Source organism: Kitasatospora sp. NPDC001095, assembly GCF_053598615.1.
Window position 1 is genome coordinate 248,721 of the sequence record NZ_JBSFKQ010000001.1, and the last position, 14,141, is coordinate 262,861.

The window sequence follows — 14,141 nt, forward strand, 5'->3', positions numbered from 1 at the left end:
CGTCACCGGGCGGCCAGCCGTTCGGCGATGGCGCTCACGGTCCGGGCCCGGAACACCAGTTGCGGGGGGACGCGGCTGCCGGTCTCCCGGGACAACCGCATCGCGACCCGGACGGCGGCCAGCGAGTTGCCGCCGATCCGGAAGAAGTTGTCCTCGCGGCCGACCTCGGCGAGGTCGAGCACCTCGCGCATCGCGTCGGCGACCAGCCGTTCGGCCTCGGTCATCGGGTCGGCGGCGGCGGTGGCGCGGCGTCCGGCGGGGGCGGGCAGCGCCTTGCGGTCCACCTTGCCGTTGTGGTTGAGCGGCAGGGCGGCCAGGACGTCCAGCGTCGCGGGCACCATGTGCTCGGGCAGCAGGGCGGCCAGGTGGTCGAGCAGGGCGTCCGGCTCGGGGGCGTCCGGGCCGACGGTGACGTAGGCGGCGAGCCGGCGGTCGCCCGGGGCGGGCTCGTGGACGGCGACGGCGGCCTCCCGGACGGCCGGGTGGCGGGTGAGCGCGTCCTCGACCTCGCCGGGCTCGACCCGGAAGCCCCGGATCTTGATCTGGTCGTCGATCCGGCCGGTGACCTCCAGCAGGCCCTCGGCGTTGACGTAGCCGAGGTCTCCGGTGCGGTAGAGGCGCTCGCCGGGGGCGCCGTACGGGGAGGCCACGAAGCGCTCGGCGGTCAGCCCGGGCCGGCCGAGGTACCCGTAGGCGAGGCCGGCGCCGGTGGCGTACAGCTCGCCGGTCACGCCGGGCTCGACGGGGCTCAGCCGCTCGTCCAGGACGAGGACGCCCTTGCCGTTGAGGGCGACGCCGATCGGGACGGAGCCGCCGGTGACGTCCTCGGGGCCGACCCGGTGGCAGGTGGTCAGGCCGAGGCTCTCGACCGGGCCGTAGCCGTTGGCGACCGCCAGCTCAGGGTAGGCCTCCAGGGCCTTGGCGACGTGGGTGACGGAGGCCCGCTCACCGGCGGTGATGGCGAGCTTCAGACCGTCGTAGGTCTCCGGGAAGTCCTCCAGTAGGAAGTTGAACAGGCTTGCGGAGAGCTGGAGTTGGGTGACACCGTGGCGGCGGGTCAGCTCGGCGATGGTCTGCGGGTCCGGCCGCTGGCCGGGCTGCAGGACGCAGGCGCCGCCGAAGCAGAGCGCGCCGTACAGCTCCAGGGCGAAGGCGTCCCAGGAGACCGGGGAGCACTGCAGCCAGACCTCGTCCGGGCCGAAGCGGGCGTAGTCCTGGCCGAGGTAGGTGGTGGTGAGGGCGCGGTGCGGGACGGCGGCGCCCTTGGGGCGGCCGGTGGAGCCGGAGGTGAACATCACGCAGGCGAGGTCGCCGCCGTCGACCGGCAGGCCGAGGTCGTGCGCCGCGTGGCGGGCCAGCTCGGCGGCCGAGGCGTCCAGGTCGACGAGGCGATCGACGGGGAGGGGCACGGTGGTCCGCCGGTGGGTGACCACCGTCGCGGCGCCGGTGTCGGCGACGGCGCCGGCCAGCCGCTCGGCCGGGAAGTCCGGGTCGAGCAGGGTGTAGGCGGCGCCGGTCTTGAGGGCCGCCAGCAGGGCGACGACCATCTCGGGACCGCGCTCGGCCAGCACCGCGACGGTGTCGCCGCGGCCGGTGCCGAGGCCCGCCAGGTGGCGGGCGAGCCGGTTCGCGGCGGCGTTCAACTCGCCGTAGCTCACGGTCCGTTCGTTGGAGATCAGGGCGACGGCCTCCGGGCTCCGGGCGGCCCTCGCCTCGAACAGGGCGTGCACCGGCACCTCGACGGCGGCGGCCAGGGTGCCCAGCCACTCCTCGCACAGTCCGGCCATGGTGGCGGGCTCGAAGAGGTCGCTGTCGTACTCGAAGCGGCCGGTGAAGCCGGTGCCGAGGTCGTCCACCGAGACGGACAGGTCGAAGCGGGAGACCGGGTTGGAGTGCAGGGCCCGGGTGACCTCGTGCCCGCCGACCGTGAACGGCCTCGGGTCCAGCGGGTGCAGCTCCAGCAGCACCTGGCAGAGCGGGTTGCGGTCCTCGGGGCGCTCGTCGAGCACGGCGTTCGCGATGTCGTCGAAGGGCACCTCCTGGTGCCGGTAGCCGCCGATCGACACCTCGCGCACGTGCCGGACCAGCTCGCGGAAGGAGACGCCCTCCTCCAGCTTCAGCCGCAGCGGCAGCAGGTTGACGAAGTAGCCGATCAGTCCGTCGAGTTCGGCCCGGCCGCGGACGTTCACCGGGGAGCCGAGCACCAGGTCGCGCTGCCCGGAGCGGCGGTGCAGGGTGAGCGCCAGTCCGGCCAGCAGCACCATGAACGGGGTGGCGTCCTCGCTGCGGGCGAGCGCCCGGACGGCCTCGGCGACCGGGCCCGGCATCGCGAAGCGGTGGAAGGCGCCGCGGAAGGCCTGCTCCTCGGGGCGGGGGTGGTCCGGCGCCAGCGCGTCGGCGGTCGGCGCGTCGAGCAACTGCTCGCGCCAGTAGTCGAGTTGCCCCTCGACGGTGTCGTCCCGGTACTGCCAGGCGGCGTAGTCGCCGTACTGGACGGCGAGCTCCGGCAGCCGGGCCGGGCGGCCCTCGGCCAACGCGGCGTACAGTTCCTGGAGTTCGGTCTCCAGCACCGCCAGCGAGCCCTCGTCCCAGACGATGTGGTGGAGGGCCAGCAGCAGCGTGGTCGCCCCGTCGGCCCGGAACACCCGGGCCCGCAGCAGCGGCCCCCGCTCCAGGTCGAAGGGCTCCAGGGCGGCCTCGGCGACGAGCGCGTCCACCTGCTCGGCGGTGGTCTCGGTGAGCGTGAACGGCAGCTCCACGGACGGGTGGACGACCTGGCGCGGACCGTCCTCGGCGAGCTCGAAGGTCGTCCGCAGGCTCTCGTGCCGCTCGACCACGCCGGCCAGCGCCCGCCGCAGCAGCTCGGGGTCGACCGGGCCGGAGAAGCGGAACACCCAGGGCACCACGTAGGTCGGCGCATCCGGGTTCCACTGGTCGAGGAACCACAGGCCGCGCTGGAACTTGGACAGCGGGGCCTCGGTGGCGCCGCTCCTGGTCAGCGCCGGGCGCTCGCCGCCGGACGCGGAGGTCACCGCGGCGGCGAACTCGGCCAGCGTCGGCGCGTCGAAGATGGTGTACGGCGACACCATGCCGAAGACGTCGAAGACCCGGCCCACCACCCGGACGGCGGTCAGCGAATCGCCGCCCAGGTGGAAGAAGTTGTCGTCGGCGCCGACCTCCGGCACCCCGAGCACGTCCGCCCAGACCGCGGCGATCAGCTGCTCGGCGGGCGTGCGCGGCGGGCGGCCGGCCGGCTTGCCCTGCGGCGCGGCCTGCGGCTCGGGCAGCGCCGCGCGGTCCACCTTGCCGCCGGCCGTCAGCGGGAAGGCCTCCAGCGCGGTGACCGTCGCCGGGACCATGTGCTCGGGCAGCCGCTCGGCCAGCCAGGCCCGGGCCTCGGCGTACCCCGGCGCGGCGCCGGTGACGTACGCGGCCAGCCGGCCCTCGTGGGCGACCACCACGCAGCCGGTCACGCCGGGGTGGCCGGCCAGCACCTGCTCGATCTCGCCGGGCTCGACCCGGAAGCCGCGGATCTTCACCTGGTGGTCGCTGCGGCCGAGGAACTCCAGCGGGCCGTCCTCGACGGTGCGGCGCACCAGGTCTCCGGTGCGGTACATCCGGGCGCCGGGGGCGCCGTCCGCCGGCGCGAACGGGTCGGCGACGAAGCGGCCGGCGGTGAGGCCGGGGCGGCCGAGGTAGCCGGAAGCCAACAGCGGCCCGCCGACGTACAGTTCACCGGTCCCGCCGGGCTCCACCGGGCGCAGCCGCTCGTCCAGGACGTGGAGCCGGCGCGCGCCGACCGCGGTGCCGATCGGCACCCGGGCGGCCGGCTGCTCCTGCCCCGCCCGATCGCCGTCCAGCCGGTGGGTGGTGGCGGTGACCACGGTCTCGGTCGGGCCGTACGCGTTCAGCAGCGGCACTCCGGTGGCCGACCACCAGGCGGCGGCGGTGGCGGGCTCCAGCTTGTCGCTGCCGGAGACCATCAGCCGCAGGGTGCGCGGCACCCGGCCGCCGAGGGCCGCCACCACGTCCTGGAAGTAGCCCGCGGCCAGGTTGGCGACGGTGACGCCCTCGTCGTCCAGCAGGTCCAGCAGCGCGGCCGGGGCGAGGAGTCGCCGCTCCGGCAGGACCAGGCAGGCCCCGGCGGACAGCGCGCCGAGCACCTGCTCCACGGCCACGTCCACGGTCGGGCGGGCGAACTGCAGCACCACGTCCCGCTCGGTCAGGCCGAAGGCCCCGACGATGCCGGCCAGGTGGCCGGTGAGCGCGGCGAGCGGGACGTGCACGCCCTTGGGGCGGCCGGTGGTGCCCGAGGTGTAGATGACGTAGCCGGCGCCCGTGTTCCCGCCCGGGCCCGTGCCGAGCTCGGTGAGCTCCTCGCCGTCGAGGGCGAGGCAGGCCCCGGCGTCCTCGGTGATCCACCGGTTGCGCTCCTCGGGGGCCTCCCGGTCCAGCGGCAGGTAGGTGGCACCCGCCCGCAGCACCGCCAGCAGCGCGACCACGTGGTCCAGCCGGTCTCGTCCGGTGACGGCGACCGTCCGCCCGGGGGCGATCCGGGCGGCGAGGGCGGCGGTCAGGCCGTCCAGCTCCCGGTAGCTGATGCTCCGGCCGGCGGCCCGGACGGCCGGCCGCTCCGGGAAGCGGGCGACGGCGGCGGCGAACGGCGCGAAACCGGACGGCGCGAGTCCGGGCACCGGGAATTCGGTTGCCGGGAATTCGACGGGAAAACCGCGCGAGGACATCATCCAACCCCAGATCGTGAGAGAAATCGGCGACGAAAGCGACGATAGGGGGAATTCGACGGCCCTATCGGCAGAACGAGCGGAAGGAAATCGGCAGTTTCACCAGCCGCTTCCCGAGCAGGCCAGGGCTACCGGCCGGAGACGGCGAAGGAATTCCCCGGGGACCAGACATCTTCCCGGCCCAGGGCCTCGGGAGTGTACTTCCCGAGCGAACTGATCAGCAGCCGGAGCTCCAGCGCCAGGCATTCCACGAAACGGCGGAGCCCGGATTCCCGGTCCTCGGCGACGGCGAGCAGCGCCGCCCGGCCGAGGCCCACCGCGCGGGCCCCCAGCGCCAGGCTCTTGACCGCCCGGGCGCCTTCCCAGATCCGCCCGGAGACCAGCAGGGAGGGCGGCGGCGCGTCCGCCAGCCGGCGCAGGCACTCCGCGAGCGGCAGACCGACATGCGGCAGGAACACCCCCGGCGCCCAGCCGGTGCCGCCCTCCGCGCCGTCCACCACGACGGCGTCCGCTCCGGCCTCGTGCGCCACCCGGGCGGCCTCGGCCACGTCCCGGCCGGGGTAGAGCTTCACCCAGATCCGCACCCGCGGGTAGTTGTTGCGCATCAGCCGGATCTGCTGGCGCAGGATCTCCGCGGTGAAGGTGCCCGGGGTGGCGGCGCGCAGCACCCGGCCGTCGCCGAACAGCGGGTCAAGACCGAAGCGGTCGCCGAGCGCGGCGGCGGCGTCCGCGTCCAGCACGGTCATCCCGCCGAGCCCCGGCTTGGCGCCCTGGCCGACCTTCAACTCGAAGGCCAGTCGCCCGGACTCGAGCAGCGGCAGGGCCGCCGGATCGCTGTGGACGAGGTTCCACACCTCGGCGTCGGCGTCCTCGGTGCTCTGCTGGACGGCCACGCCGCCGAGCCCGTCCGGCAGTTCCTCGGCGTAGGCGCGCAGCCGGCCGAGCAGCGTACGGTCGGCGGCCTCGCCGAGCCGGCCGTAGCCGTTGACCGGCACCACGTTCTCGCCGATCACCATCGGGATCCCGAGCGCCCCGGCCTGCCGGCTCAGGGCCAGCCCGAGGTCGCCGCCGGCCGCCCGGGTGGATCCGGTCGCGGAGACGTACACCGGCATTGCCGAGGCGAACGCGCCGATGGTGGTGGCGAGTTCGACGTCCCGGTAGTCGGGCTCGCGGCCGAGGTCGATCAGCTTGGCGAGCCGCTGCGGCAGGAACAGCGGCGGGACGATCCGCAGAGCGTCCAGGGCGTCGGCGGACGCCGCTTCCCCGGGCCCGCCGGCACCGAACAGCACGTGCCCGTACTCCTCGGCAGGCGGGAACGCGGCGGCCGCCCCGACGCGGGCCCGACGCCGGACCTCCTCCTCCGGGAACCCGGGTGCGGTGAGCTCTCCCCCAGCCTCCGGCCGGGGGTGCCCCCAGCGCTCCCTCACGGTGACACCACCCCGGCGAGCTTCGGGAACGCACTGGCCTGCCAGACGGCGTCCAGCCCGGCGACGTACCGGGTGAGCCGCTCGACCCCGATGCCGAAGCCCGCGCTGGCCGGCACGCCCTCGCGCACCAGGTCCAGGTACCAGCGGTACTTCTGCGGGTTCTCGCCGGTCTCCCGCATCCGGGTGATGATCTCCGCGTAGTCGTTGGTCCGCTGGCTGCCGCTGCACAGCTCGCCGTAGCCCTCGGGCACGAGCAGGTCGAAGTTCCGCAGCAGGCCCGGGTCCTGGGGGTGTTCGCGGTCGTAGAAGCCGCGCGAGCCCTTCGGATAGTCGGTGACGAAGAACGGCCGGTCGCGCCGGGCGGACAGCAACGCCTCGCCCTCCCAGTCGAGTTCGGCCTCCGGGCTCTGCGGGTGTCCGATGCCGCGCAGTTCGGCGACCGCCTCGGCGTGCCGGATCCGGCCGAAGGAGCCCTTCAGGAGTTCGGCGAACGCCTGCGGGTCCCGGCCGAGTTCGGCGAACTCCTTGGGCAGCTCGCGCAGCACGCCGTCGACCATGTGCACCACCAGGTCCTCGGCCAGCTGGACGACGTCGTCCCGGCTCGCGCCGGCGACCTCCACGTCCAGCTGGTGGAACTCGGCCAGGTGCCGGCTCGTCCCGGCGGTCTCCAGCGGCTCCAGCCGGACGTTCGGGGCGATGCAGAAGATCTTGTCGAAGGCGAGCAGCGAGGCCTGCTTGTACAGGATCGCGCTGGTCATCAGCTTGTAGCGGTGGCCGTAGTAGTCGATGTCCACCTGCTTGGAGCCGCGCGCGCCGGGGTCGGTGACCGGGCCGATGATCGGCGGCAGCAGCTCGGTGAAGCCCCGGCCGCGCAGGAACTCACGGGCGGAGGTGAGCAGTTGCTGCTGGATCCGGAGCGCGCTACGGGTGGCCGGTGCGGTCAGGTGGCGGCCCGGATCGGTCGGGGGCAGGGGCGTGGCGTCGGGCATGGCCGGGGGTCCTCTTCTCTCGGGGAGTGTCCGTGCTCGTTCGGCGTGAAGTGGTATCGGGCGTATGGCAGTTCGACCTGGAGCGGCGGCGGCGCGGGCCCGGTCGGGAGGGTCAGCGCGCCACGGGCAGGCCACGGGCAGCGGACGCGGACGCCGCCGCGGCCGCGTACTCGGCCCGGCCGTCGTAGCCGCGCTGGACGTGGGAGAGGGCGGCCAGCAGCCCGGCCGAGCCGAGGATCGGCGTCCGGCCGCGCTCGCCGAGTCCCGCGATCGGCATCGAGCCGACCGCGGACCAGTGCAGCCGCCCGTCCGGGCCCAGCGAGCTGCGCGTCCGCCCGGCGTTGTCGGGGTGGAGGCAGTACGGCACGTCCAGGTAGCCGGCCGCGAAGGCCCGCACCAGGGCGCGCCCGACGTCGGCGTCCAGGTCGAGTACCGCCCCGATCAGCGCCCTGGCCTCGGCCTCGATCCCGGTGTCCGGTGGCGCGGCGGGCCGCGGGCGGACCCGTTCCGCCGTGGCGGCCGCGGCGGCCGCCTCCAGCGCCCGGACGTTCTCGGCGACGGTCGGGATCCGGTGCGCCTCGGCCGTGGTCTTGACGATCAGCCGGGCCGCGCCGCCGCGCACCGAGAGCCGCGCCGCGTCCTCCAGCAGCAGCCGCGCGCCGCCGGGCGAGCGCGGGTACACGCCCATGTACGCGTACACCACGAGGTGCCATTCGACGTCCGCGAGCAGTTCCCCCGCGATCCGGCCGAGCGCGGCGAGCGCCTCCTCGTCCTGGCGGGCGTTGGCCTGCTGGGCGTAGCTGAGCGAGATGCTGCGCAGTCCGTGCGCCCGGAAGAACAGCGCCTCCAGCACGCTGACGGCGATCAGCAGCGAGGGCGGGCAGAGCTGGCCCATCAGGCAGCCGCCGAAGGTCTCCAGGTGCGGCTCGGCGCCGAACTCCCTGGTGGACGCCAGGAGTTCGCAGCTGGTTCGCCAGCGGGCGACCGACTCGTGGAGCGGGGTGCGGCCGTACGGCAGACAGTAGGAGACCGGCCCGCCCTCGGTGGCGTCCAGGCCTGCCGCCAGCAGTGCGCGGAAGATCCGCTCCGGGGCGGCCGAGCCGTGCCGGACCTGCACCGGGAAGCCCGCGTCCGCCACCCCGCGCAGCACCTCCCGGGTGACGTCGACCGGGTGGGTGGCGATCGGGTAGCCGTTGAGACCCGCCCCGGCGGCCAGGGCGCGTCGCGCGGCCGCGAGGTCGCCGGTGCGGGTGTAGCTGTCCAGGGTGATGGTGCCGACGGTGACGGCGGCCGCGTCCCGGGTGGCCAGCAGGCCCGCCCGCATCCGGGCCGCCTCCGCCATGCCCATCCGGGGCTGGACCACCAGGGCGCCGACCTCGGCGGCCTGCGCCACGAAGGCGCCGAAGCCCGCCCGGGCCGGGACCGCCACGACAGGGCCGATCGCACGCGGCCCCGTCACAGCAGGGCCGGTCGCCAGCGGCCCCGCCACAGCAGGGCCGGTCGCCAGCGGCCGCGTCACAGCAGGGCCCCGGAGTGCAGCCCGGCGACGAACTCGCGGAACCCGGCCACCGCCGCGCCCTCCTCGAAGACCGCGTCGAAGCCGGCCGCCAGCAACTCCCCCTCGCGGTCCGGGTCATCGGCTCCGGCGATGCCGAGCTTGCCGCCGATGACGGTCGGGGTGCGCCGCAGCTCCGGGCAGGCACGGAGGGCCTCGATCACCCGCAGGCCCTCCTGGTGGCCGTGCCCGTTGACGCTGCTGATCACGATCAGGTCCGGTTCGATCCGGCGGCATTCGGAGAGCAGCAGCGCGTCCGGGACACAGGCGCCCAGATTCGTCACCCGGTGGCCCATCTCCTCCAGCAGGACCTGGAGGAACACCAGGTTCCAGGTGTGCGAATCCGAGGCGGTCGTCGTCACGACGACGGCCAGACCGTTCTGTTCGGCGTTCCCGTGCTCCACAACTCAGCCCTCATCGGTAGAGATCGTCGATGGCGTTCCGGCGCGCTCCTCGCGGTGGTCCGGCCCCACGGAGAACGCTAGGAACGATCGGGCCGGGCAAGCGGCAGCTCCTGCGGCATTAAGCGGCAGAATCGGCGCAGTGGGCAGAGTCGGCGGAGTCGGCAGCCTGCCGACGCGTCGCGGTCGGCCGGCGACAGCCGGCCCCGACGGTCAGCCCGCGACGGCCAGCAGCGGGACGTCCCCTCCCGACCCGAGCCGGACCCCGGGCTCCTCCCGGACGAGGCGCCGGCACAGGTTGAGCACCGTGAAGCGCACGCCGTCCCGGGCGGGCACGCTGCGGATCAGCCCGCGCGACAGCAGTTCGTGCACCGTGGCGAGGCAGGTCTGCAGCGCCCAGCCGCTGCGGACCACCGCGTCCTCCCCCGACCACTCCCCCGGTTCGTCCACCAGTACCTCCAGCAGAGCGCGCTGACGGTCAGTCAGGCACCGGATCGCGGGCTCCACCTCGTCCCGCAGGTCACCGCGCGCGCCGAACACCACCGGCGGCGCGGCCAGGGTGAACGGGACCGCCCCCAGCCGGGCCACCAGCTGGGCGGTGGACTGCACCAGCGCCCACCCCGCCGCCCGCTCCAACGCGCCGGGCAGGCCGTCGAGGCGGCGGCAGAGCTCCGCGACGGCGGGTGCCTCGGAGCGCTCCAGGGTGTAGCCGGGGCGCAGCCGGCACAGGTGCGAGAGCAGCAGCCGGACGGCTCCGACCTGCGCCAACGCCTCCGGCTCGGCGTCGAGTTCGGGAGCCGGGACGGGCAGCGGCGCGAGCGGGATGACCTGGCCGCCGGGCAGCGGCCTGGCCTGCCGGGCGGTGATCAGCACCCGCAGCCCGGGGCAGTGGTGGAACAGCCCGTCCAGCTGCCCGGCGTCCACCCCACCGTCGGCGCCGTCCAGGACCAGCAGGGCGGGCCGGTCGCCGAGGTCGCGGACGAGGTCGTCCAGCGGCGCGCGCCAGGGGTTCGGGCCGCCGCCGCAGTCCACCCAGCGCACCGACCAGCGGACGGCCAGATACAGCCGGCGGGCGACCTCCAGGGCGAGCCGGGTCTTGCCCACTCCGCCGAGGCCCACCAGCGAGACCAGCCGGTCGCCGTGCACGGCGAAGGCGTCGGCCAGCACCTCGGCCTCCATCTCCCGGCCGACGATCGCCCCGCGCGCCACCGGCGGGGCGGCCGGCGCGACCACCGGCTCGTCGGCGAGCGGGTGCCGGCGGGCGGCCTCCTCGAAGTCGGCCCGGCTGCGACCCTCCAGCCGCAGGGCGTCCGCGAGCAGCCGGACGGTCTCGTTGCGGGGCCTGCGCACCCGGCCGCTCTCCATGTCCCGGATCGCCCGCACGCTCAGGGTCGCGTGGTCGGCCAGGCACTGCTGGGTCAGCCCGATCCGCTCGCGCCGTAGCCGCAGCAGCTCGCCGAAGACCGCCGCCGTTCTCACCGCTTGCACCGACTGCCCGCCGTCCATGCCTCGTCTGCCCTTCGTGGTCCGGACTCCTCCTGGTGTCGGGACCGGTGGCGGCGTCAGCGCCGGGTCCCGTTCGGCCGCGGTCCGGCCGTACGGGACCCGTGTCCAGGCTGTGGCCTCCGACCGGCTCCCTCCGGTTCCCGATGCTCCAGGCTCGCCGTCTACGCCCGATCAACGGCCGATCACCGGCCCTACCCACGACCTTCACCCGGGCCTCACAGTCCGTCTCGGTACGTCCGACGCGGCGCCGGCGGCCCGGTCACCCGGCGGGCGCGACCGGCACCCGGCAGGCACGCGACCGGTGCGACCGGCGGACACGCGGCGGCCCGGACCCCGACGGGTGCCGGGATCCGGGCCGGTAGCGCGATCAGCGCCAGGCGTCCCGGGAGGTCACTCGGCCGCCTGCCTGAGGCCGCCGACGCACAGCGCCCAGATGACCAGGGCGTCGATCCCGATCAGGATGGCGGCCCACGCCGGGTAGTACGGCAGCCACAGGAAGTTGGCGATGATTCCCAGCGAGGCGACGGCCACACCGAAGATGCGGGCCCACAGGGCGCCGCTGAAGACCGCGACACCCGCCACCACGATGAGGACACCGATGATCAGGTGGATCCACCCCCACCCCGCGGTGTTCATCGAGTACACGTAGTTGCGGGTGACGACGACCAGGTCGTCCTTGGCGATCGAGGAGATCCCCTCGAAAACCGCCATGAGACCGCCGGTGATCAGCATGACCCCGGCGAAGATGGTCCATCCGGACGCATAGGGATGCCGCTGGGGCTGGGGAATCTGGCTACTGCCGACTCCACTGACGCTGCTGGTCATGGTGACTCCTTCGATGGCAACCGCCTCGCGGGCCGCGGTGGGCGGGAGGGTGGAACAGAAGTCCTACGTTCACGGTAGAGCCGGATCCCGGTCCTGTCGTTCGCACGGATCCGGCGGCGGCTGCGGAGCGTGCCCGCCGCCCCGTACGACCACGTGGGGTTCCCTCAGTCCTCGTCCCGCGGACTCCCGGCCCCGACCCGTCCGGAGGCGGCGAGCAGCGCCAGCACGGCGAGGACGGCGAGGAGCACGAGGGCGAGCAGCAGCACGGTCAGCACCGTCGGGTGGTTCCAGAGAGCGAACACCAGGGCGACGATCAGCAGCGCCGCGAGGACGAGCCAGCGGCGGTGGGCGTCGGTCCAGGTACCGGCCCGACCGGTGTGCACGCCGTGCGCACCGCTCCACCGGGCGACCGAGTCCGCGGCGTGGTCCGCCCGGCCGCGCACGGCGCGCGGCAGGCGGCCCGCCCCTGAGAGGTAGGCGCCGAGCGCCACCACCACGCCCAGGACGATCGCGGTACGCAGACTGACCCGCAGGAACCTCACCAGCGTGTCGAAGATCGCGGCCGCGGCGTCCGGGGACTGGACGGCGGGCGGCAGGTGGTCCAGGTAGTAGTGCCTGGCGACCACCAGGGCGATCGCCACCAGCAGACTGGCCCCGGCCGCTCCGAGCGCCGTGGCCACCAGGGCGCGGCGCCGGCGCCGCGCCAGCAGGACGCCGACCAGGCCGAGCAGCACGGTGATCACCGGCAGCCAGTTGCCCAGCACGTCCAGCGCGTGCGCGGCACCGCGGGCCTCGGCCAGCTCGTCGGACTGGAACAGCACCATCTGCTTGTTCACTTCCGGGATCTTCTCGGCCGGGGTCAGGCCCGCGGCCACCAGATCCTGCTTCAGCTGGTCCACGGCCTTGCCGACGTCGAGGGTGACCGTGCCGTCGCCGACCTCGACGGCGCCGCGGCCGTGTCCGGTCAGGGCGTGGACCACGGCCGCGTGGGCGGCACGGTTCGCCTGGGTCCAGACGGTGTCGAAGGCGTCGCTGCGCACCACCTTGGTCGCCGCCGCGGTGACCACCTGGTCCACCGCGTCGTCGATCTTGGGCCCCAGCGACTTGACGGCGGACGCGGCCCGGGGCGGCAGCCCCTGCGACTGCAGCCAGCCGGCCAGATCGGAGGCGACCTCCGGGCCGTTCACCCTCACGTCCACCGCCTCGGTGATCCGGTGGACCGCGGCGTCCTGGACCGCGGGGTTCCTCGCCAGAGGCGCGACCGTGCTGACGTACCGGTCGGTGTCCAGCGCGATGTCGTGCAACCAGACGGTGAGCAGCGAGACCGGCACCAGGACGCAGGTCAGCGTGATCAGCACGGCCGACACGGTGCTCATGACGATCCGGCCCGCCCGGGGGCGGTGCCCGGGCCCCGCGGGGGCGCTGCCGCCGCCTGTCGGAGGCCCGTCCCCTGGCGGGGGCCCGGACGCCGGGGGCTCGCCTGGCAGGGGCCCGGACGGCTGGGGCCCGCCCGTCGGACGCTCGGACGGCTGGGGCTCGGACGGCTGGGGTTCACTCGGTCCGTTCAACGGCTCTCCCGGCACTCGCCACGCGGCCATGGCACCGCTGGACACCATTCACACCGCAACGCTCCCCGCCCGGCACGCCGGGCTGGGCCGCCCGGACGAGGTGCGTTCCGGGCCGGCCGGCCCGGAACGCACCCGACACCGGGCCGTTCCTCACCCCGGGCAGGTGATCCGCGGACCCGGCGGCGGCCCCTAGCGTCGGAAGCAGCGCCCTGCCCGGCGGACCGAACGGACCGACCCGACGGGCCGGGCGAGGGACTCCACGTGGAAGGGAACACCACCATGACCGAGGACGTCCTCGCCGAGACCGGGCCCATCGACTACCTGGTGGTCGAGTTCCCCGGCAACCGGATGACCGGCGAAGCACTCCCACTGCTGATCGACCTGGTGGACCGGGGTCTGATCCGCATCATGGACTTCGCGTTCGTACGCAAGGACACCGACGGCACCGTCGTGGGCATGGAGATCGCCGACTTCGACGGGGACGGCCGACTGGACCTGGCCCTCTTCGAGGGCGCCGGATCGGGCCTGCTCGACGAGGACGACCTGAGCGAGGCCGCCGGGGTCATCGAGCCCGGCAACTCGGCCGGCGTGCTCATCTACGAGAACGCCTGGGCCGCGCCGTTCGCCGCGGCCCTGCGCCGCGGCGGCGCCCAGGTGGTCGCCAGCGGCCGGGTGCCGATGCAGGATCTGCTGCGCTCCCTGGACGCGCTGGACAGTACCGAAGGAAACGACGGGAACGACGGGACGGACGCGTCGGACGGCTCCGGCTCCGGCTCCGGAACGTCCGCCACCGGGTGACCGCCGAGAGGAGAACGAACCATGCCAGGTCTGCTGCGCGGTGTCGCGCGCACCGCCGTCGTCGCCGGCACGGCGACCGCCGTGTCCAACCGGGTGTCCCGTCGCCAGGCGGGCCGCTGGGCCCAACAGGACGTGGTGGCCGAACCCGCGCCGCCCCCGCCACCGGCTCCCGCCGCTCCTGCCGCGCCCGCCCCGGCGGGCATGGACCAGAAGATCGCCCAGCTGCAGCAGTTGGCGCAGCTGCGGGACCAGGGTGTCCTCACCGAGGAGGAGTTCACCGCACAGAAGCAGCGGCTCCTCGCCGCATAGCACCGTCCGCGCACAGCGCCC

General features: G+C 74.7%; 10 protein-coding genes. 2 read left to right on the top strand and 8 right to left on the bottom strand.

Annotation, left to right across the window (positions count from 1 at the left end; all coding sequences use genetic code 11):
- Positions 1 to 2: 2 nt before the first annotated feature.
- The 8 genes from ACWDBB_RS01015 to ACWDBB_RS01050 form a co-directional block, all read right to left on the bottom strand.
- Complete coding sequence (locus ACWDBB_RS01015; protein WP_449787596.1) at positions 3 to 4,694, bottom strand: amino acid adenylation domain-containing protein; 4,692 nt, start codon at positions 4,692 to 4,694, stop codon at positions 3 to 5.
- Positions 4,695 to 4,870: 176 nt separating this feature from the next.
- Positions 4,871 to 6,169 carry a glutamate synthase-related protein gene (locus ACWDBB_RS01020; protein WP_449787597.1) on the bottom strand — a complete coding sequence of 433 codons (1,299 nt, stop codon included), beginning with the start codon at positions 6,167 to 6,169 and terminating at the stop codon, positions 4,871 to 4,873.
- Positions 6,166 to 7,158 carry an asparagine synthetase A gene (locus tag ACWDBB_RS01025; RefSeq protein WP_449787598.1) on the bottom strand — a complete coding sequence of 331 codons (993 nt, stop codon included), beginning with the start codon at positions 7,156 to 7,158 and terminating at the stop codon, positions 6,166 to 6,168. Before ACWDBB_RS01025 ends, ACWDBB_RS01020 begins: the two co-directional genes overlap by 4 nt.
- 112 nt (positions 7,159 to 7,270) lie before the next feature.
- Positions 7,271 to 8,587, bottom strand: coding sequence for a methylaspartate mutase (locus ACWDBB_RS01030; protein ID WP_449787599.1), 1,317 nt, complete (start codon positions 8,585 to 8,587; stop codon positions 7,271 to 7,273).
- A gap of 86 nt (positions 8,588 to 8,673) precedes the next feature.
- On the bottom strand, positions 8,674 to 9,117 hold the full coding sequence (locus ACWDBB_RS01035; RefSeq protein WP_449787600.1) for a cobalamin B12-binding domain-containing protein: 444 nt from the start codon (positions 9,115 to 9,117) through the stop codon (positions 8,674 to 8,676).
- Between the two features lie 210 nt (positions 9,118 to 9,327).
- Positions 9,328 to 10,602, bottom strand: coding sequence for a helix-turn-helix domain-containing protein (locus ACWDBB_RS01040; RefSeq protein WP_449787601.1), 1,275 nt, complete (start codon positions 10,600 to 10,602; stop codon positions 9,328 to 9,330).
- Between the two features lie 408 nt (positions 10,603 to 11,010).
- The gene (locus ACWDBB_RS01045; RefSeq protein WP_449787602.1) at positions 11,011 to 11,445 is read right to left on the bottom strand and encodes a DUF7144 family membrane protein; all 435 of its coding nucleotides are present in this window, start codon (positions 11,443 to 11,445) and stop codon (positions 11,011 to 11,013) included.
- Between the two features lie 164 nt (positions 11,446 to 11,609).
- Positions 11,610 to 12,821, bottom strand: coding sequence for a hypothetical protein (locus ACWDBB_RS01050; protein ID WP_449787603.1), 1,212 nt, complete (start codon positions 12,819 to 12,821; stop codon positions 11,610 to 11,612).
- Positions 12,822 to 13,292: 471 nt separating this feature from the next.
- Here ACWDBB_RS01050 and ACWDBB_RS01055 point away from each other — a divergent pair, with 471 nt between their 5' ends.
- A complete protein-coding gene (locus ACWDBB_RS01055; RefSeq protein WP_449787604.1) occupies positions 13,293 to 13,811 on the top strand; it encodes a DUF6325 family protein in 519 nt (172 codons plus the stop codon).
- A gap of 21 nt (positions 13,812 to 13,832) precedes the next feature.
- Positions 13,833 to 14,120 carry an SHOCT domain-containing protein gene (locus ACWDBB_RS01060; RefSeq protein WP_449787605.1) on the top strand — a complete coding sequence of 96 codons (288 nt, stop codon included), beginning with the start codon at positions 13,833 to 13,835 and terminating at the stop codon, positions 14,118 to 14,120.
- Positions 14,121 to 14,141 lie beyond the last annotated feature (21 nt).